Raw genomic sequence first — 18,152 nt, 5'->3', positions numbered from 1 at the left:
CGGCTTAAGCTCAGGTTCCGGACCACACGAACGGAGACAAGACCTTGGCATCGCACGGATATGAATCGGGACGTCTGAACCTGCCCTTTGTCGGGATCTGTACGTTCGGCAAATTCCCCTATCAGCCGGACTGGGACGCCATCGACGCGGATGTGGCGGTTATGGGCGCGCCGTTTGATTTCGGCACCCAGTGGCGCTCAGGGGCCCGCATGGGGCCGCGCGGCATCCGGGAAGCCTCAACGCTGTTTTCCTTCGGCCATGCCGGTGCCTACGATTTCGAGGACGACATCACCTATCTGCCTGCGGAGACGACCCGGATCGTCGATATCGGCGATGCCGACATCGTCCACACCGACACGATCCGGAGCCACGCCAATATTGAAACAGGCGTGCGCAAGATCCTCGCGGCCGGCGCGCTGCCGGTGGTGCTCGGCGGCGATCATTCGATCAACATTCCCTGCATCAACGCCTTTGACGATCAGGGTCCGATCCATGTGGTCCAGATCGACGCCCATCTTGATTTCGTCGACGAACGTCACGGCGTGCGCTACGGCCACGGCAATCCGATGCGGCGTGCGGCGGAAAAACCCTATGTGACGGGGCTCAGCCAGATCGGCATCCGCAACGTCTCGTCGACAGCGCGCGACGGCTATGAAGACGCCCGGAAGATGGGCTCGGATATCCAGTCGGTGCGCCACTTCCGCAAGCTCGGCGTGGACGGAATGCTGGCGCGGATACCGGCCGGCAGCCGCTACTATCTCACCATCGACATCGACGCCTTCGACCCTTCGATCGCGCCCGGGACCGGCACGCCGAGCCACGGCGGCTTTCTCTATTACGAGATCCTGGAATTTATCGACGGTCTCGCCAGGCGCGGGGATATCGTCGGGCTCGACCTGGTCGAGGTTGCACCGGATTACGACCCGACCGGCTCGACCAGCATTCTCGCCGCCCAGATCCTCATGAATACCCTCGGGCGGATCCTGCATCACCGTTCAAAGGCCTGACAGACTTCCCGCCAGATGCTTGCGGCCGCGCACGGCTATTCCCATGTTCAGGTCCGAAAAACTTACAGACGATCCGAAAACAGGAACCTACGCATGCTGACCACGACGACGAACACGCTCCAGGGCCGCGACATTACCGATTACAAGGGCCTTGTGACCGGCGAGGCGATCCTCGGCGCCAATCTGTTCAAGGATCTCTTTGCCGGTATCCGCGACATCGTTGGCGGCCGCTCGGGTGCTTATGAGGAAGAACTCGCCCGGGCCCGCCAGATCGCGATCAGCGAAATGCAAGCCCAGGCGCAGTCCATGGGCGCCAATGCGGTGATCGGCGTCGATCTCGACTATGAAACCGTCGGCCAGAACGGCTCGATGCTGATGGTCACCGCCACCGGCACGGCTGTCGTCGTGCGGTAGAGATGGAAGCTTCCCTCAAAGCCCTTCGAATAGCGCCGTCGACAGATAACGCTCGGCGAAGGACGGGATGATGACGACGATGGTCTTGCCGGCCATGCCGTCGCGCTGGCCCACCTTGATCGCAGCCGACAGGGCAGCCCCTGAGGAAATGCCGACCGGCACGCCTTCGGTTGCGGCGACTTCGCGGGCCATGGCGAAGGCCTCGTCATTGGAAACGGTGACCACCTCATCATAGACGGAGGTATCCAGCACGCCGGGCACAAAGCCGGCGCCGATGCCCTGGATCTTGTGCGGACCGGGCTGGCCGCCGGACAGGATCGGGCTGTCGGCCGGTTCGACGGCGACCACGTGCAGATCGGGCTTCTTTTGCTTGAGCACCTGGGAAACACCGGTGATCGTGCCGCCGGTGCCGATGCCGGACACGAACACGTCGACGGCGCCATCCGTATCGTTCCAGATTTCCTCTGCCGTCGTCCGGCGGTGAATTTCCGGGTTGGCCGGGTTTTCGAACTGCTGCGGCATGACCGAATTGGGGATTTCCGTCAGCAGTTCCTCGGCACGGGCAATTGCGCCCTTCATACCCTTGGCGCCATCGGTGAGCTCAAGCTCGGCGCCCAGGATCTTGAACATCTTCCGCCGTTCGACGGACATGGTTTCCGGCATGACCAGGATCATCCGGTAGCCCTTGGCCGCCGCGACGAAGGCAAGCGCGATGCCGGTATTGCCGGAGGTCGGCTCGACCAGAACCGATTTGCCCGGCTCGATCTTGCCGTCCCGCTCCATGGCCTCGATCATCGCGGCACCGATCCGGTCCTTGACGCTGGCGAGCGGATTGAAGAACTCCAGCTTGCCGAGCAAATTGGCCTTGACCCCATGGGCTTCCGCCAGCCGGTCGAGCCGGACGAGCGGCGTATCGCCGATGGTTTCGGTGATAGAGGAATAGATCTTTCCGCGGCCCGGTTTCCTGTCAGCCATGAGTATCTCCCTGAACGGCTTTCAGCCTTTTTGACTTGTATCTGAAGCCATCATAGCCAGCCCGGCGGCCGGGCAAAAGAATACAATTGGCAATCTCGTAGCCGTGACGACAAAACGATTATCCGATTTACGCCCGCAAGCGTCATTTCGTACCCGTCGATCCGAAGCCGCCAACGCCCCGCTCCGTCTCCGAAAGGACGTCCACTTCAACGATTTCCGCCTGATGGATCGGCGCGATCACGAGTTGGGCGATCCGCGATCCGCGGTCGATGGTGAAGGCGTCGTCGCCGAGATTGATCAGGATGACCTTCACCTCGCCGCGGTAGTCGGCATCGATGGTTCCCGGTGTGTTGAGCACGGTAATCCCGTTTTTTGCGGCCAGTCCGGACCGCGGCCGCACCTGGCCTTCAAACCCGGCGGGGATCGCCATCGCAAGCCCGGTCGGCACCAGCGCCCGCTTGCCCGGCTCCAGGACCAGCGGCGCGTCGACCGCCGCCATCAGGTCCAGACCCGCGGCCAGATCCGATTGATAGGCCGGAAGCGGCAGGTCGGCGCCATGGGCAAGGCGTTTCAGTTCAAGGCGTGCGGTCATGGAAATTTCCGTTGTCAGAGGAAGGAAAAGGCTTTGCCGGACTGAGACGTTTCGTTGACGACTTGTCAAGTTTGCCCGCTTCGGTAGCCACAACTGGCGAAATTTCCCTTGCGGCAACCAAGCCTGGATGAAAAGCTGCAATCTGCCGTTGAAGCAACCGAGGGAGACGTCAATGCGTGGAATGTTTCTGGCACTATCGACCGCCTTTGCAATAGGGCTGGCGATGCCCGCCACGGCACAGACGGTCGGGTTTGGCGATGCCATCAAGATCCTGGGCGCAAGCTGCGGCAAGGACATCGAGACCTACTGCAAGAGCGCCAATCTCGCCAACAACGAAATCGGCAAGTGCCTAGACAAGAACCAGTCAAAGATTTCGGCCCAGTGCAATGCCGACCGCGTGAAAGTGGCTGCCCTTCTCGAAGCCCGCTTTGCCGCGCAGGCGGCTGCCCCGAAAATCTGCGCCCGGGACGCCGCGCAAAAATGCAAGGGCGTCAAGGCAGGCAGCGGCTACATTCTCCGCTGCCTTCTGAAAGCCCAGCGCACCGTCAGCGACAAATGCAACGAAGCCATTGATCTCGCCGGGTACCGGTAAGTTTTCAAGTATTCATGGAGCAAGTCATGAAAATCATGCCTTTCCTGGCCGCTGCCGGCGTTGCCGCCCTCCTGCTGCAGGTTCCCGCATCGGCCCAGACCAAATTATCACGCAATGAAATCATCCAGTCCCTGCAAGGGGCCCAGAACAAGGTGGACATCAGCACCGATGAACTGCGCAAGCAGGCGCTGGAGAACATCCAGAAATATCCGGGAGACAATGCATCCCAGGCGCTTCCGCTCGCGGCAAAGCTCGCCCAATTGCGCCAGTTCGTCGTCGAAATCACCTTCGATTTCGATTCCGCCCGCATCCGTCCTGAATCCTATGAGACCGTCGGCATCATGGCCGACGCCCTGCACACGCCTTATCTGCTGGGCCAGAAATTTTTCGTCGTCGGACACACCGACGCCAAGGGAGACCGGGAATACAATCTCAAACTGTCCCAGAGACGGGCGGATGCCATCCGCGATGCCCTGATCACGACCTTCCGGGTTCCGCCGGAAATGCTCGAAGCCGTCGGGCTGGGCGAGGAGCAGTTGCGCGACCCCGCCCATCCGGACAGCGAGGTCAACCGCCGGGTTCAGCTGATCAACGTCGGTTACTGATGCCCGACAGGACAGGTCACTCGCGAAATGCGCGGCAGGAACAGCCGCGCATTTTCTGATTCTCCGCTAAAAACCAAAGCTTTAAAAGCCATCCTTGCTATTGTTCGAAAATAGCGAACGGGCCTTTGAAATTTAGTTCTCTTCCGCCGAACGGGTGCCGGACCCATTCTTGAGATAATCGAAACATCATTGTTCAAGAAGAAACCTGTCGGTCACGATCGGCAGGCATCCCGGAGACGCCCATGACCACCGGACCGGAAACCCTCTCGCCCCTGTTCCTTGCCCACGGATCGCCGATGCTGGCTCTGACCGACATTCCGGCCCAGCGATTCCTGAAAGAACTCGGCGACAAAATTCCCGCGCCGAAAGGCATTGTCATCCTGTCTCCGCACTGGGAGACTGACGGACAGAAACTGTCCGCGCCGGGGCCGTTGAAGACCATCCATGACTTTTATGGATTCCCCAAGCCGCTTTACGACATCAACTACCCGGCGGCAGCCAGCGCCGAACTGGTCGGGCAAGTGGAGGCTCTGCTGCAGACGGCGGGAATCGACGCATCAGAAGACACGACCTGGGGTCTCGATCACGGGGCCTGGGTGCCGCTTTCGCTGCTCTATCCGAAGCTTAGCGTGCCCGTTGTCGAGCTTTCCCTGCCCCATGGCAGCACACCGGAAAGCGTGCATGCGCTCGGACGCAGTCTGGCTCCGCTCGCCGAACAGGGAATCCTCCTCGTCGGTTCGGGAAGCACGACCCATAATCTGCGCCTGATCGATCGCGAAGGCGCGCCGGCACCTCTGTGGGCGAAGACCTTTGACGACTGGATCGATGACGGGCTGCGTAAAGGAGATATTTCCTGGTTCGCGGACCTGAGCCAGGCGCCGGAATTCAGGCGGGCGCATCCGACCGAGGAACATCTGCTGCCACTGTTCTTCGCCATGGGCGCCGCCGGCCGGGATGTGCCCGCCAAACTCCTGCACCGCAGCTATTCCCACGGCTCGATCAGCATGAGTTACTACAGCTTTCCTGCAGCCGAGGCGGCCTGACCCTATTCGGCAGCCAGTTGCCCGGCAATCCGGGCGACGAGACGGGTTGCCACTTCTTTCTTGTCGAGGGCCGGCCAGTCCTCGACACCCTGCCGGGTCACGATACGCACTGTGTTGGCATCCCCGCCCATGATGCCGGTTTCCGGGCTGACGTCATTGGCGACGATCCAGTCGGCGTTCTTGCGCTGCAGTTTTGACTGGGCGTTTTCGATCAAGTTCCGCGTTTCGGCGGCGAACCCGATCAAGAGAGGCGGCCGCAGCGCTTCGTCATGGCCGACGGTCGCCAGAATATCCGGGTTCTCGACCAGATCGAGGGCCGGCGGTTTGCCCGACCCCTCCTTCTTGATCTTCTGGCTGCTTTCTCCGGCTACCCGCCAGTCGGCAACCGCCGCAGCCATGATGGCCACATCGGCGGGAAGGGCGGCCTTGACCGCCTGCAGCATCTCTGACGCGGTTTCCACATGGACCACGCTCACCCCTTCCGGATCGGGAATGGTCACCGGCCCTGAAACGAGCGTGACCCTGGCGCCGGCGGCGGCGGCAGCGGCGGCAATCGCATGCCCCTGCTTGCCCGACGACCGGTTGGCGATATAGCGCACCGGATCGATCGGCTCATGGGTCGGTCCGGAGGTGATCACCACATGGCGTCCGACGAGCGGCTTTTCGGCCGGTGCGGGAACGTCCTTGCCAGACAGAATGGCCTCCGCAGCCTCTGCGATTTCGAGCGGCTCGGCCATGCGTCCGACGCCTGCCTCGCCGCTTTCCGCCATTTCTCCCTTGCCAGGACCGACGAAATACAGACCGTCGGCTTCCAGGGTCGCGACATTGCGCCGGGTTGCCGGATGCGACCACATTTTCGGGTTCATGGCCGGCGCCACGAGAACCGGCTTGTCGGTTGCCAGCAGGACCGCGGTGGCCAGATCGTCGGCAATGCCATGGGCCATCTTCGCCATGAGATCCGCCGTTGCCGGCGCGATCACGATCAGGTCGTTGTCGCGTGCGAGGCGGATATGGCCGACATCCTGTTCGGCCTCCCGGTCGAACAGATCGGTGTAGACTTTTTCCGCCGCCAGGACGCCGACCGCCAGAGGCGTGATGAATTCCCGGGCGCCGCGGGTCATGACCGGGCGGACCTGCGCGCCGCGCTCCCGCAGCCGCCGGATCAGATCGAGCGCCTTGTAAGCCGCAATTCCGCCGCTGATGATCAGGACGATCCGCTTGTCCGCGAGCATGCGCGTTTCTCCAGAAGACAACCCGGGTTGCGGGTTGCAAAAACGGATCAGGTTCCCGAGCGGAAATCGCGCGGCGCCGGCGAGATCACCTGCACGCCCGATCCGGTCAGCTGATAAACCGCCAATCCGCGTTCGTTCTCCCCGTTGGGGCGGAACCTGAACAGGCCGTCGATCCCGATAAAGCCGTCACGATTGGTGAGAATGCGTGTCGAAAAGCGCTGCGGCCCGGCCGAACGGACCAGACCCGCCGCCAGGGTGACGCCGTCATAGGCAAGGGTCGCATTGCGCGGCGGCGCCGAACCGTAAGCGGCCTGATACCGGGCGGAAAAGGCCTTGAAACCGGTATCGTCCGGTCCCGGGTACCAGCTGCCGGCCATGATCGGATTGTTCTTCATGTTCGGCCCGTCCCACTGGCCGCTGCCGAGGATCTTGACGGCTCCGGTCTTGATCCCCTTTTGCGCCAGCGTCTGCACAACCAGCGGCGCGACACCGCCTCCGGCCGGAATGTACAGGCTGTCGATCTTGCCGATTGCATCGCCGATGGCATTCGTCTTGGCAATCAGATCGGACGTATCCGAGCCGTTCAGCTTGTAACGCTGAATGCTGACGATCCGGGCGCCGATCCGGCCGACTTCCTGGCGGAAGGCGGCTTCGGTCACCGCGCCGTAACTGTCGTCCGGAATAAGCGCGGCAAAGGACCGCTTGCCCTGGGTTCCGGCATAGCCGATGATCCTGGACACATCGCCCTGGGGCAGGAAGCTCAAGAGATAAATGCCACGGGAGGCGACCGACACATCGGTTGAAAAGGCGACGACCGGGATGCCGGACGACCGGGCCACCGCCCCGGCGCCGGAAACCGCTGGCGCAAAGACGGGACCGAGAATCAATTCGGCGCCTTCTGCAATGGCGGACTGGGCCGCCGCACGGCCGCCTTCCGCCGTTCCCGTCGTATCCTTGACGAGAAGCTGGATATCGGAATTGGGGAAATTGGCCAGGGCCAGTTCGGCGGCATTGCGGAAGACGGTTCCGATCGACTGGCCGCCGCCGGCACTCAACGGCAACAGCAGCCCGACGCGGACGGAGCCGGTCCCGATGACTTCGCCGCTCACGGCCGGGCCCTGACCCGTTGTGATTGCCGAGCCGGGGAGGGATCCGAGGCTCGACCCCTGGCAACCGGCCAGCGTGAAGGCCGCTGCCAGCATGATACCGGCACGAGCGATCGCTTTAGGGCGCTTTCTCACCTGAAATACCCGCTTGATATTCAAATCAGCCTCCTCGCCGCTTGTTGGTAAACACTTACGGATTCACCAGGCCGCTGTCCAGTTTAGTCCGTAATTTCTAGGCACATAGCCTGATCCTGCCCGGGCACCTTCGGTCCGATTTGCACTTGCATTGGCGCTCCGGCACGATTAGCGCAAGGGTTCCGGCTGGCTGCAACGCGGTTTCTGCAGCCGCCGGCGGATCGAGAGGCTGCATGACAAAAGGCATTGCCGGAACTGGGGCCGGGACCGACCAGCCGGCCACCCGGCGGTTCATCATAGGCGAACATGATTTCAGCGCGCCACGTCTGGAGGCCGGGCTCTATATCGTTGCCACGCCCATCGGAAACCTGGGCGACATCACCGTGCGTGCGCTGGAAACCCTGGCTGCATCTGCCGTAATCGCCTGCGAGGACACACGCGCCACGGGCACCCTGACCCATCGTTTCGGCCTGAAGACGCCGCTGATGCCCTACCACGAGCACAATGCGGACAAGCAACGTCCGAAGATCCTGGCCGCGCTTGAAAAGGGCGAGGCGGTCGCCCTGGTCAGCGATGCGGGCACGCCGCTCGTCTCCGATCCGGGCTACAGGCTGGTCCGGGACGTGCTGGAGGCCGGTCACAAGGTCGTGCCGATCCCCGGAGCCTCTGCGCCGCTTGCCGGCCTCGTCGGCTCCGGCCTTCCGAGTGACACGGTGCTGTTTGCAGGCTTCCTGCCGCAAAAGGGCGGCCCGAAGAAAACCCGTCTGGCGGAACTGGGTGCCATTCCGGCAACCGTGATCCTGTTCGAATCGCCCAGACGCTTGGGGGCGACGCTTGCCACCATGTCGGAGATCATGGGGCCGGCACGTGAAGCCGTCGTCGCCCGGGAACTGACCAAGCGGTTCGAGACCTTCGAGCGGGGAACGCTTGCCGAACTGGCAGAAAAATTCGCCGGCGACCCGCCCAAGGGGGAAATCGTCATTCTGGTCGGCCCGCCGCAGGACAGCCAGGAAGCCAGCGAGGAAGACGCGGAAGAGCTGCTTCGCCAGGCGCTGACGGAGATGCCGGTGAGTGCGGCCGCCAAACAGGTGGCGAAACAGACCGGGCTCGACCGCAACGCGCTCTACAAGCTGGCGCTGGATCTGAAATCGGACGGAAACTGACCGTGGGGACCCGGACAAAGCCCAGTCAGGATCCGCAGAAACGACGCAGGGCCCATGCGCTGGGTCTATCCGCCGAGACCCGGGCCGCCTGGGCCTTGAGGCTCACCGGCTGGCGCATCCTGAAAAGCCGCTACAAGACGAAGTCCGGCGAGATCGATCTGATTGCCAAGCGGCGCAAGACGATCGCCTTCATCGAGGTCAAGGCGCGCAAAACCCGGGAGGCCGCTCTCGACGCCGTCACGCCCGCCAGCCAACGCAGGATCGCGAACGCGGCAAAGATCTTCGTGGCGGAGCACCCCAAGGCCGGTTTCTATACGCTGCGTTTCGATGTGGTGATCGTCCGGCCCTGGCGATGGCCGGAACGCATCGCCAACGCTTTCGAGGCCTTTGGCTGAACGTTCTGTTTGCGTCGCGCTTCTGGACAAATGGCCCGGGCAGACGCATATCATGCCCACAACAGACACTCATCCCAATGCGCTCGATCAGGCGCGCCCGCCGGGAGAAACCTTCATGCCCCTCAAGGTCGCGGTCCAGATGGACCATATTTCCTCGATCAATATTGCCGGTGACAGCGCGTTTGCGCTGATGCTGGAAGCCCAGGCCCGCGGCCACGCGCTTTATCACTACACGCCCGACCGGCTGGCCATGATCGGCGACGACGTCTTCTGCGCCCTGGAGCCCGTAACCGTCCGCGACGAGAAGGGCAGCCATTTCACCCTCGGCGAACGAGAGCGCTTCAATATGGCGGAAATGGATGTGGTGCTGATGCGCCAGGATCCGCCGTTCGACCTCGCCTATATCGCAGCGACCCATATCCTGCAGAAAATCCATCCGCAGACGCTGGTGGTCAACGACCCGGTCGAAGTCCGCAATGCGCCGGAAAAGCTGTTCGTCACCGAATTCGCCGACCTGATGCCGCCGACGCTGATCACCCGCGACAAGGCGGAGATTGACCTGTTCCGCGCCGAATACGGCGACATCGTCATGAAACCGCTGTTCGGTCACGGCGGCGCCGCGGTGTTCCGGATTACCGCCGACGACCTCAATTACGGCTCGCTCTACGATTTCTTCGCCGCCACCTTCCGCGAACCCTGGGTGATCCAGCAGTTCCTGCCGAACGTGAAGCATGGCGACAAGCGCATCCTGCTTGTCGACGGCGAATTCGCCGGCGCAGTCAACCGCGTTCCGGCCAAGGGCGACCTCAGGTCCAACATGGTCCGCGGCGGCGCGCCGACGGACAGCGAACTGACCGACCGCGAGCGGCATATCTGCGAGAGGCTTGGTCCCTCGTTACGGGAAAAGGGCCTGATCCTGGTCGGGATCGACGTGATCGACGGCTGGCTGACGGAAATCAACGTCACCGCCCCGACCGGCATCCGCGCCATTCGGAACCTCGGCGGGCCGGATGTGGCCGCACGGGTCTGGGATGTGCTGGAAGCGAAAGCGAGGCGTTAAGCCCTGCGCTCCGTCGCCTACAGGCTATGCCAGTTCTGTGTTGCCTCTTGACCTCAACTTAACTTGAGGCGGTAGGCGTCTGCTCCCACGTTTCAAACACCGGAGCACCATCATGACGGCAGTCCCGCAGACAACTTCGATTTTCCGTGTCGACAAGTTCATCGTTCCCGAAGCGGCCCGCGATGCCTTCGTCGAGCGGCTCAGGACGATCCAGACCCTTCTCGATAACCTCGAGGGCTGCCTTCAGAACCTGGTGCTTGAACAGGTTTCAGGGCCCGGCACGTTCAATTTCGTCACCATCGTGGAATGGGCCAGCCAGGAAGCCATGGAAAACGCGCGCGCAATCGCCGCGGCCGAATACGCGAGGACGAGTTTCAATCCGCAGGCGTTCATGCAGGAGCTCGGAATTACCGCCGACATGGGAAATTACGGCGGCATCCGGTCCGCAGCCGGTTGACCTAAGCCGCGGCGCCTGTGCTTGCCGCCTGCGACCGCAGCACCATGCCGAAGAGATCGCGCGGATCGTCCGGATCGGCGAGGAGGTCGAGCTTTTCGAAATGGCCGGTCTTCGGCAGCAGGTCGTGCACGTAGCGCAGGGCCGCGAAATCCTCCACGGCGAAGCCGACGCTGTCGAAAAGGGTGATGCTGTCGTCCGACGTCCGGCCCGGCGCCACACCGGTATAGACCTGCCAGAGCTCGGTCACCGGATGGTCGCGCGGCAACTGCTGGCATTCGCCCTCGATCCACGTCTGATCCGGGAATTCCACGAAGATGTCGGAGCGCATCAGGATATCCTTGTGCAGTTCCGTCTTGCCAGGGCAATCGCCGCCAACGGCATTGATGTGGATGCCCGGCCCGACCATGTTGTCGGTCAGGATCGTGGCGTAGCGCTTGTCCGCGGTGACCGTGGTGACGATATCCGCGCCTTCGATTGCGTCTTCTGCCGTCTTGCACACCGTCACGTCGATGCCGGAACCGGCCAGGTTGCGCGACAAGCGCAGGCTTGCCTGAAAATCGATATCATAGGCGCGGATATCGGTGATGCCGAGCAGCGCCTTGAAGGCGAGCGCCTGAAAGTCGGACTGGGCACCGTTGCCGATGATCGCCATGGTGCGGGCATTCCTGCGCGCCAGGTATTTGGCCGCAAGGGCGGAATTCGCCGCCGTGCGCAGGGCCGTCAGGATCGTCATCTCGGTAAAGAGAAGCGGATAGCCGTTTGACAGATCCGACAGGACACCGAAACCGGTCACGGTCTGCCGGCCGCTTTTCGTGTTTCCCGGATGGCCGTTGACGTATTTGAAGCCGAAGGTCTTGCCGTCGCTGGTCGGCATCAGCTCGATCACGCCCTGGGGCGCATGGGCGGGGATGCGCGGCTTCTTGTCGAAGCTTTCCCAGCGCCGGAAATCCTCTTCGATATAGGCGGCAAGGCCTTCAATGAAATCCTCCACGCCCACGGCAAGGACGTTCTTCATCATGTTGTCGACGCTGACAAAGGGTACGTAAGCCAGATCCGAGGGAACCGGACCGGAGATGAAAGTGGCCGATGGGGCAAGGCCGTTTTGTTTGATTGTCATTTTAGTAACTCCGGGTCGGGCGGTCGAACACACGGCGGCCGAAGAGGCTCGCAGTCAGTTCGACCATCAGACGCGCGGTCCGGCCGCGTTCGTCCAGGAAGGGGTTGAGTTCGACGAGGTCGAGCGAGGAGACGAGGCCGCTGTCATGGAGCATTTCCATGACCAGATGGGCCTCGCGGAAGGTGGCGCCGCCGGGAACGGTGGTGCCGACCGCGGGCGCAATGCCGGGGTCGAGAAAATCGACGTCGAGGCTGACGTGCAGCAATCCGTTGGCGTCGGCCACTCTCTTCAGGAACGGCTTAAGCAGGACGGCCACGCCTTCCTCGTCGATCGCGCGCATATCACTGACGCCAACCCCATGGGCAACGAGCAATTCGCGTTCTTGGGCATCGATTGAGCGTACGCCCAGGATCTCGACGTTTTCTGGGTCGACGACATGCTCCAGGGGGCCGCCGAGAAGACCTTCGAAGCCGGGCAGACCGCAGGCATAAGCAAGCGGCGTTCCGTGGAGATTGCCGCTCTCGGTGGAATTGAACGTATGAAAATCGGAATGGGCGTCGAGCCAGAGCACGAACAGCGGCCGGCCCTTCGCTGCGGCACTGGCCGCCTGACCGGTCACCGTTCCAAGGGCAAGCGCGTGGTCGCCGCCCATATAGATCGGGAAGGCCGCCTCGCTGCCGAGCTGCCGCGCGCAATCATGCAGGACCCTCGTCCACCCGGCGACTTCGGCAAAGTTCCTGACCACGCCATTCGGCGGCTTTGAGCCCGCATCGGTCTCGGGCACCAGATTGCCGAGATCCTGAACCCTGTGGCCCAGCGCCTGAAGGTTTTCCGCCAGGCCGGCCGTGCGATAGGCATCCGGCCCCATCAGGCAGCCGCGCCGCCCGGCGCCGGCCTCGATGGGTGCTCCGACCAAAACGATATCCTGCGGTGCCAACGGGCATACCCTCCAATTCGATCAAATCTCAGATGCTTCAGAATGCCGCAAAGAAATGGCGGAATAAATCCGGCTGGTTGCGCAAATTTGAGCTCTGATTTATCATTTTGATAAGTCATACCTTCATAATGGCAGTTACAGCTTCAAATGGACGATCTCGACCTTCAACTGATCTCGGCGTTGCGGTCCGACGGCCGGCGGTCGGTTTCGGACCTGGCAAAGGATCTGAAGATCTCGCGGGCGACCGTTCGTGCCCGCATGGAACGTCTGCAGGAAAGCGGCGAAATCCTCGGGTTTACCGCCGTTCTGCGCGACGACTGGCGCGACCTGCCAATCCGGGCGGTCATGCTGGTCGAGGTCGCCGGGCGCAATACCGAACCGGTCATCCGCGCCCTTACGGCGCTGACCGAAGTCCGGGCGATCCATTCCACCAACGGCAAATGGGATCTGGTGCTCGACATCGCGACGCGGGACCTGGCGGCTTTCGACGATGTCCTGAACCGCATCCGGCTGATCGAAGGCATCGCCGGCTCGGAGAGCAATCTCCTCCTGTCTACCCGCAAGGGGCCGGCGGTTTCCGCGTCGGATTTCGACCACCCTCGCTGAAAACGCTTTTATCCGGCCACTCGCAAATCGGGTAGCGAACGGTGTTCAAGGCGCCTAGAGTCCCGGCATAGACGACAAAACAGCCGTATATGCCATGACCAAGCCACTCGACATTTCCAGCCTCGCTCCCAATCCTCAGCCGATTGCCGTCGGCAAACAGGCCGAACAGGATTACCTGGTCGTGCGCCGGACACTGGAGCGGATTACGGAACATTGGCGCGACCAGCCGAGCCTGGAACAGCTTGCAGGCGAAGCCGGGCTGCAGCCGATCCAGCTCCAGCGCGTCTTTTCCCGCTGGGCCGGCCTGACGCCGAAGCAGTTCCTTCAGGCGATCACGCTGGACCATGCCAAGGCCTTGCTGCGGGATTCGGCGAGCGTTCTCGACGCGAGCTTCGAAGTCGGGCTTTCCGGCTCAAGCCGCCTGCACGACCTGTTCGTCACCCACGAAGCCATGACGCCCGGGGCCTACCGCAGCCGGGGCGAGGGGCTCACCATTTCCTACGGCATTCATCCCTGTCCGTTCGGGGAAGTGCTTCTGATGATCACCGACAAGGGCCTGGCAGGGCTTGCCTTCGCCGATCCGGGCGAGGAACAGGCGGCCTTCGAGGATATGCGCGCCCGCTGGCCGGCCGCCAGGTTCGTCGAAGACGCACAGGCAACCGCCCCTTATGCGGCGCGAATCTTCAATCCGTCGCTGTGGCAGGAGGAAACCCCGCTCAACATCGTTCTGATCGGGACCGATTTCGAGATCCGGGTCTGGCAGACGCTTTTGAAGATCCCCATGGGCCGGGCGACCACCTATTCTGATATTGCCCGCACGCTCGGCAAGCCGAGTGCCGCACGCGCGGTCGGGACCGCCGTCGGCCGGAACCCGATTTCCTTCGTGGTTCCCTGTCATCGAGTTCTGGGCCGCACGGGAAACCTGTGCGGCTACCACTGGGGCCTGACCCGCAAGCGCGCCATTATCGGCTGGGAGACCGGGCTGACCGGTCCGGCGACGGACTAAAAAACCGGCCCCTGGGGCATCGGCAGGTCGGCGGTGACGTCCCAGCCGAAGGAGGCCAGCCGTTCGGCGGCATCGGGGGTGATGTCCCCGGTGATCTGGAAATCGACCCCGGTGGGCGGGAACGGCAACCTGGACAGCCCGTCCTGAAGGCCTGAAAACGCCTTTGCGGTCGCATCGTTCCAGGACAGCATGTCCAGCGGCATGACGAGCGCCGCACCACCGTCGCGGCGGATGGCGATCGGGAAATCGGCAATCTTCCGGATCTGCGAAATGCTGGCAACCGAGCTGCTGTAATGCTCGGTCAGGACGATCCGGCGCAGGAGAAAATAGGCTTCTTCGCGGTTTTTGGTATCCGCTGCCCGGGCGACCAGAATTTCGAGACCGTCGACGGTGCTCATGGCCTGAAGCTGATAGGCGATGATCGCGCGTTCCGTGGGCGTATAGTTCGTGTTTGCCGCAAGTTCGCCGATCACCCGTTCGGGAATATTCAGGCTGCGCAGGACTGTCACCGTACGCGCCTCCAGTTCCGAGCGGGTATTGTCGACGATGAGGTTGCGCAGGGATTCCGCCGAGCTGGCCACATTGGTAATCATGCCGCCGGGGATCAGCGACATGATTACGCCGACACTCAGGTTTCCGGCAGTCGAGGCCGTGGCCGCGCGATCCAGCTGCTCCGACAGGGGCTGGTAGGTGGTATAGGGATCGACACCCAGCTTGACGGCAAGCTCTCTTCGGGCCCGGTCCCGGCCGGTCACGATGGCCGCCAGTTCCCCCGGAGACGTGGTCTCGCCGGAGACCGCCTTCTCGACCCCTTTGGAGATCCGGCCGAACAGCCTGCCGACACCGGACACCGTCGACTTGGCTGTTCCCAGCGGATCGGTCACCGTGCTTTCGACAAATTCAGCCGGCTTTTTGGCGGCTTCCTTGAGACCGTCAACAAAGCTTTGCTGCGATTCCAGGCTTTTGAGGGCGGTATAGGCGGCGATTTCATGGATCCGAAGCTTCAACAGCCCGTCGCCGACCACATGCTCGGTCCCGAATTCCGTTTTCAGGTCGTAGACCCTCAGAAAGCCGTCGCTGCGCACCGGCGTCAGCACCCCGTAACCCGGCCCGGACGCCAGCTTGCCCAGAACCGTGCGCGGATCCTGTTCCGGGGGCGTCTCGAAATTGTCCGAAAAGGCTTCCGCCCTTGCGAGGAAGAGCATGGAGACCGCAAAGGCGGTGAACAGAATATTGGTTCGTCTCAACATACCGTCCTCTCAGCTGCGCGAGAACCGGCCGACCGGACCCGGCTATCTGGGTGCCATTCCGTTTCGCGCCAGGATTTCGCCGGCCAGATAGAGCGATCCGCAAAACAGGATGCGGGGCGGCTCACCGTCCTGTTCGGCGCAGGCGACTATATCCGCAATTGCCTCATCCAGCGAGGCGAACGGCGTCGCCTCCAGGCCAGCCACACGTGCAAAATCGGCGAGCTCCAAAGGATCCCGCGCCGTCGTCGACGTGGTGATCGGAACCGTTCCCACATGACGGGCCAGTCCCTGGAAGGGACGGAAGAAGCCGACCGGATCCTTGGTCGTCAGCATGCCTGTCACAAGATAGAGCGGCTTGGGGCCGTGTTCTTCCTGCTCGCCCATGAAGGCGGCGATGGAAACACCCGCGCCCGGATTGTGCCCGCCATCGAGCCAGATTTCCGAATTCTTCGGGCATTTTTTGACCAGGGGCCCGTGGGTGAGGAGCTGCAGCCGGCCGGGCCAGTTGACGGACCTCAGACCCTTCCCGGCAACCTCCTCACCGGGCCACAGGCCCGCCACCTTCAAGGTGGCAATCGCCAGCGCCGCGTTGGTCACCTGGTGGGCGCCGGGCAGATTGGACAGAGGCAGGTCGAAAAGGCCGTCTTCATCCTGAAAGGCGAGCCGTCCCTGATCCTGCATGGCGACAAAATCCTGGCCGAAGCTCAAAAGAGGCGTTCCGACCCTTTTCGCCACCCGTTCGATTTCCGCCTGTACGGCCTCATCCTGAGGGGCAATGACCGCCGGGCAGCCGCGCTTGAGAATTCCGGCCTTCTCGGCGGCGATTTCTTCAAGCGAACCGCCCAGGAACTTCTCATGGTCCATGGAAATCGGCGTAATCACGGAAGCGATCGGCGCATCGATCACGTTGGTAGCGTCGAGCCGGCCGCCGAGACCCACTTCGAGCAACAGCACATCCGCCGGATTTTCGGCAAACAGCAGAAGCGCAGCCGCCGTGGTGATTTCGAAGAAGGTGATCTCCTCGCCGCCGTTTGCTTCCTCGCAGCGGTAGAGCGCGTCGAACAGCTTCGGATCGGAGACGAAATTTCCGTCCGTTCCGAGCCGGATCCGCTCGTTGAAGGCCACCAGATGAGGGGATGTGTAGACGTGACAGCGCTTTCCGTCCGCTTCCAGAATGGCGCGAAGCGTGGCCGTCACGGACCCCTTGCCGTTGGTCCCTGCAATGTGAATCGTCGGGGGAAGATGCTTTTCCGGAGAGCCCAGCGTTTTCAGGAGGCGGTGCATCCTGCCGAGGGACAGATCGATTTCCTTGGGGTGAAGCGCCAGAAGGCGGTCAAGGATCGCTGTGATTTGGTCCAAAATTCCCTCCCGGTTCAAATCCCCAGGCCGGACAATACTTGCGGGTCGACTTCCGGAATAAGAAGTCATGCGAACAGAAACAACCCCTTGGGCCCAAACCTGCCGGCGATTGTCGGTTTTTGAACACGTGCTGGCGTATTGGCCGGCGGGTTCGACCCGTCAGCCCGCGGCTGCCTTCTGATCTGTCTCGCCGGCTTCCGTCTCAATGGTGTCCCCTGCGGGTTCGGGAGGTGCCAGTGACGGAACTTCGACCTTGCGCTTCATCAGGATATCGCAAATGCGAGCAATGGTGTCCTTGAGGTCGTGCCGCTTGACAACCATGTCGACCATGCCGTGCTCGAGCAGGTATTCCGCACTCTGAAACCCTTCAGGCAGCTTTTCGCGGATGGTCTGTTCGATCACGCGGCGGCCGGCAAAGCCGATCTGGGCCCCCGGCTCGGCAATGTGGACATCGCCGAGCATGGCGTAGGAGGCGGAGACGCCGCCGGTGGTCGGATTGGTGAGCACGACGATATAGGGCAGGCCCGCCTCGCGCAGCATCTGCACACCGACGGTGGTGCGCGGCATCTGCATCAGCGACAGAATGCCCTCCTGCATGCGCGCGCCGCCGGAAGCGGCAAACAGCACGAAGGGCGTATGATGGGTCACCGCGGATTGCATGCCGGTCAGGATCGCTTCGCCGGCGGCCATGCCGAGCGAGCCGCCCATGAAGGCAAAATCCTGGACCGCGGCCGTCAGGGGAGCGCCGTTCACCTTGCCCCGGGCGACCCGTATGGCATCGTTCTCGCCGGTCCTGGTGCGGTATTCCTTCAGCCGATCAACATATTTCTTGGTGTCGCGGAATTTCAGCGGATCCGCATGGGCTTCAGGCGTTTCCACCGTCTCGTAGTCGCCGCCGTCGAAAAGGGTTTCGAGGCGCTTGACCGCCGGCATGCGCATGTGGTGGCCGGAATTCGGCACGACCCAGAGGTTCGCCTCCAGATCCCGGTGAAACACCATCTCGCCCGTTTCCGGGCATTTGATCCAGAGATTCTCCGGCACTTCGCGCTTCTTCAGGAGATCGCGGATTTTGGGCCGGACGAGGGAGTTGATCCAGTTCAC

The 18,152-nt window shown here is 62.5% G+C and carries 20 protein-coding genes; 11 read left to right on the top strand and 9 right to left on the bottom strand.

Annotated features, from left to right (window positions below; genetic code table 11):
* The first annotated feature begins 44 nt into the window (after nucleotides 1-44).
* Both HK439_RS09950 and HK439_RS09945 read left to right on the top strand, forming a co-directional pair.
* Nucleotides 45-1,007: an agmatinase gene (locus tag HK439_RS09950; protein ID WP_190291247.1), complete on the top strand. Its 963-nt coding sequence runs from the start codon at nucleotides 45-47 to the stop codon at nucleotides 1,005-1,007.
* A gap of 93 nt (nucleotides 1,008-1,100) precedes the next feature.
* Complete coding sequence (locus HK439_RS09945; protein ID WP_190291246.1) at nucleotides 1,101-1,421, top strand: heavy metal-binding domain-containing protein; 321 nt, start codon at nucleotides 1,101-1,103, stop codon at nucleotides 1,419-1,421.
* 15 nt (nucleotides 1,422-1,436) lie between these two features.
* Here HK439_RS09945 and cysK read toward each other — a convergent pair whose 3' ends face one another.
* Together cysK and dut are read right to left on the bottom strand one after the other, a co-directional pair.
* On the bottom strand, nucleotides 1,437-2,396 hold the full coding sequence (cysK, locus tag HK439_RS09940; RefSeq protein ID WP_190291245.1) for a cysteine synthase A: 960 nt from the start codon (nucleotides 2,394-2,396) through the stop codon (nucleotides 1,437-1,439).
* A 142-nt stretch (nucleotides 2,397-2,538) separates the two neighbouring features.
* The gene (dut, locus tag HK439_RS09935; protein ID WP_190291244.1) at nucleotides 2,539-2,988 is read right to left on the bottom strand and encodes a dUTP diphosphatase; all 450 of its coding nucleotides are present in this window, start codon (nucleotides 2,986-2,988) and stop codon (nucleotides 2,539-2,541) included.
* A 172-nt stretch (nucleotides 2,989-3,160) separates the two neighbouring features.
* Between dut and HK439_RS09930 the strand changes: the two genes are divergently transcribed.
* From HK439_RS09930 to HK439_RS09920, 3 genes are all read left to right on the top strand, one after another.
* Nucleotides 3,161-3,580 carry a hypothetical protein gene (locus tag HK439_RS09930; protein ID WP_209011689.1) on the top strand — a complete coding sequence of 140 codons (420 nt, stop codon included), beginning with the start codon at nucleotides 3,161-3,163 and terminating at the stop codon, nucleotides 3,578-3,580.
* A gap of 35 nt (nucleotides 3,581-3,615) precedes the next feature.
* Nucleotides 3,616-4,185, top strand: a complete 570-nt coding sequence (locus tag HK439_RS09925) for an OmpA family protein (protein ID WP_190291277.1) — start codon at nucleotides 3,616-3,618, stop codon at nucleotides 4,183-4,185.
* A 242-nt stretch (nucleotides 4,186-4,427) separates the two neighbouring features.
* A complete protein-coding gene (locus HK439_RS09920; RefSeq protein WP_190291243.1) occupies nucleotides 4,428-5,228 on the top strand; it encodes a DODA-type extradiol aromatic ring-opening family dioxygenase in 801 nt (266 codons plus the stop codon).
* 2 nt (nucleotides 5,229-5,230) lie between these two features.
* On the opposite strand, the gene coaBC is transcribed toward HK439_RS09920, so the two are convergent.
* Together coaBC and HK439_RS09910 are read right to left on the bottom strand one after the other, a co-directional pair.
* Complete coding sequence (gene coaBC / locus HK439_RS09915) at nucleotides 5,231-6,460, bottom strand: bifunctional phosphopantothenoylcysteine decarboxylase/phosphopantothenate--cysteine ligase CoaBC (RefSeq protein WP_190291242.1); 1,230 nt, start codon at nucleotides 6,458-6,460, stop codon at nucleotides 5,231-5,233.
* Between the two features lie 47 nt (nucleotides 6,461-6,507).
* Nucleotides 6,508-7,701 carry a penicillin-binding protein activator gene (locus tag HK439_RS09910; RefSeq protein WP_209011688.1) on the bottom strand — a complete coding sequence of 398 codons (1,194 nt, stop codon included), beginning with the start codon at nucleotides 7,699-7,701 and terminating at the stop codon, nucleotides 6,508-6,510.
* A gap of 233 nt (nucleotides 7,702-7,934) precedes the next feature.
* Between HK439_RS09910 and rsmI the strand changes: the two genes are divergently transcribed.
* The 4 genes from rsmI (at nucleotide 7,935) to HK439_RS09890 (ending at nucleotide 10,776) form a co-directional block, all read left to right on the top strand.
* Nucleotides 7,935-8,864, top strand: coding sequence for a 16S rRNA (cytidine(1402)-2'-O)-methyltransferase (gene rsmI, locus HK439_RS09905; RefSeq protein WP_190291241.1), 930 nt, complete (start codon nucleotides 7,935-7,937; stop codon nucleotides 8,862-8,864).
* Between the two features lie 2 nt (nucleotides 8,865-8,866).
* On the top strand, nucleotides 8,867-9,259 hold the full coding sequence (locus HK439_RS09900) for a YraN family protein (RefSeq protein ID WP_190291240.1): 393 nt from the start codon (nucleotides 8,867-8,869) through the stop codon (nucleotides 9,257-9,259).
* Between the two features lie 115 nt (nucleotides 9,260-9,374).
* Nucleotides 9,375-10,319, top strand: coding sequence for a glutathione synthase (gene gshB, locus HK439_RS09895; protein WP_190291275.1), 945 nt, complete (start codon nucleotides 9,375-9,377; stop codon nucleotides 10,317-10,319).
* Between the two features lie 112 nt (nucleotides 10,320-10,431).
* A complete protein-coding gene (locus HK439_RS09890) occupies nucleotides 10,432-10,776 on the top strand; it encodes an antibiotic biosynthesis monooxygenase family protein (protein ID WP_190291239.1) in 345 nt (114 codons plus the stop codon).
* Between the two features lies 1 nt (nucleotide 10,777).
* Here HK439_RS09890 and HK439_RS09885 read toward each other — a convergent pair whose 3' ends face one another.
* Entirely contained in the window at nucleotides 10,778-11,893 is a 1,116-nt protein-coding gene (locus tag HK439_RS09885) for an ornithine cyclodeaminase (RefSeq protein WP_190291238.1), read from the bottom strand.
* A 1-nt stretch (nucleotide 11,894) separates the two neighbouring features.
* Entirely contained in the window at nucleotides 11,895-12,815 is a 921-nt protein-coding gene (gene rocF, locus HK439_RS09880; protein ID WP_328804132.1) for an arginase, read from the bottom strand.
* Nucleotides 12,816-12,977: 162 nt separating this feature from the next.
* Here rocF and HK439_RS09875 point away from each other — a divergent pair, with 162 nt between their 5' ends.
* Both HK439_RS09875 and HK439_RS09870 read left to right on the top strand, forming a co-directional pair.
* Nucleotides 12,978-13,436 (top strand): Lrp/AsnC family transcriptional regulator, encoded by a 459-nt coding sequence (locus HK439_RS09875; RefSeq protein WP_190291236.1) that lies wholly within the window; start codon nucleotides 12,978-12,980, stop codon nucleotides 13,434-13,436.
* Between the two features lie 94 nt (nucleotides 13,437-13,530).
* On the top strand, nucleotides 13,531-14,442 hold the full coding sequence (locus HK439_RS09870; protein WP_190291235.1) for a methylated-DNA--[protein]-cysteine S-methyltransferase: 912 nt from the start codon (nucleotides 13,531-13,533) through the stop codon (nucleotides 14,440-14,442).
* Here HK439_RS09870 and HK439_RS09865 read toward each other — a convergent pair.
* The 3 genes from HK439_RS09865 to accD form a co-directional block, all read right to left on the bottom strand.
* On the bottom strand, nucleotides 14,439-15,692 hold the full coding sequence (locus HK439_RS09865; protein ID WP_190291234.1) for a hypothetical protein: 1,254 nt from the start codon (nucleotides 15,690-15,692) through the stop codon (nucleotides 14,439-14,441). The two genes, HK439_RS09870 and HK439_RS09865, sit on opposite strands and share 4 nt — an antisense overlap.
* A 42-nt stretch (nucleotides 15,693-15,734) precedes the next feature.
* Nucleotides 15,735-17,051: a bifunctional folylpolyglutamate synthase/dihydrofolate synthase gene (locus tag HK439_RS09860; RefSeq protein WP_190291233.1), complete on the bottom strand. Its 1,317-nt coding sequence runs from the start codon at nucleotides 17,049-17,051 to the stop codon at nucleotides 15,735-15,737.
* A 159-nt stretch (nucleotides 17,052-17,210) separates the two neighbouring features.
* Nucleotides 17,211-18,152 (bottom strand): acetyl-CoA carboxylase, carboxyltransferase subunit beta, encoded by a 942-nt coding sequence (gene accD, locus HK439_RS09855; RefSeq protein ID WP_190291232.1) that lies wholly within the window; start codon nucleotides 18,150-18,152, stop codon nucleotides 17,211-17,213.

Source organism: Roseibium aggregatum, from assembly GCF_014692675.1.
Taxonomy (GTDB): domain Bacteria; phylum Pseudomonadota; class Alphaproteobacteria; order Rhizobiales; family Stappiaceae; genus Roseibium; species Roseibium aggregatum_C.
This window is presented reverse-complemented; position numbering and strand designations above follow the sequence as displayed.

What these genes read in the sequence shown, in the direction of transcription:
- HK439_RS09945 (WP_190291246.1), top strand. Translation starts at nt 1,101, where the DNA reads ATGCTGACCACGACGACGAACACGCTCCAGGGCCGCGACATTACCGAT.
- cysK (WP_190291245.1), bottom strand. Translation starts at nt 2,396, where the DNA reads ATGGCTGACAGGAAACCGGGCCGCGGAAAGATCTATTCCTCTATCACC.
- dut (WP_190291244.1), bottom strand. Translation starts at nt 2,988, where the DNA reads ATGACCGCACGCCTTGAACTGAAACGCCTTGCCCATGGCGCCGACCTG.
- HK439_RS09930 (WP_209011689.1), top strand. Translation starts at nt 3,161, where the DNA reads ATGCGTGGAATGTTTCTGGCACTATCGACCGCCTTTGCAATAGGGCTG.
- HK439_RS09925 (WP_190291277.1), top strand. Translation starts at nt 3,616, where the DNA reads ATGCCTTTCCTGGCCGCTGCCGGCGTTGCCGCCCTCCTGCTGCAGGTT.
- HK439_RS09920 (WP_190291243.1), top strand. Translation starts at nt 4,428, where the DNA reads ATGACCACCGGACCGGAAACCCTCTCGCCCCTGTTCCTTGCCCACGGA.
- coaBC (WP_190291242.1), bottom strand. Translation starts at nt 6,460, where the DNA reads ATGCTCGCGGACAAGCGGATCGTCCTGATCATCAGCGGCGGAATTGCG.
- rsmI (WP_190291241.1), top strand. Translation starts at nt 7,935, where the DNA reads ATGACAAAAGGCATTGCCGGAACTGGGGCCGGGACCGACCAGCCGGCC.
- gshB (WP_190291275.1), top strand. Translation starts at nt 9,375, where the DNA reads ATGCCCCTCAAGGTCGCGGTCCAGATGGACCATATTTCCTCGATCAAT.
- HK439_RS09890 (WP_190291239.1), top strand. Translation starts at nt 10,432, where the DNA reads ATGACGGCAGTCCCGCAGACAACTTCGATTTTCCGTGTCGACAAGTTC.
- HK439_RS09885 (WP_190291238.1), bottom strand. Translation starts at nt 11,893, where the DNA reads ATGACAATCAAACAAAACGGCCTTGCCCCATCGGCCACTTTCATCTCC.
- HK439_RS09875 (WP_190291236.1), top strand. Translation starts at nt 12,978, where the DNA reads ATGGACGATCTCGACCTTCAACTGATCTCGGCGTTGCGGTCCGACGGC.
- HK439_RS09870 (WP_190291235.1), top strand. Translation starts at nt 13,531, where the DNA reads ATGACCAAGCCACTCGACATTTCCAGCCTCGCTCCCAATCCTCAGCCG.
- HK439_RS09865 (WP_190291234.1), bottom strand. Translation starts at nt 15,692, where the DNA reads ATGTTGAGACGAACCAATATTCTGTTCACCGCCTTTGCGGTCTCCATG.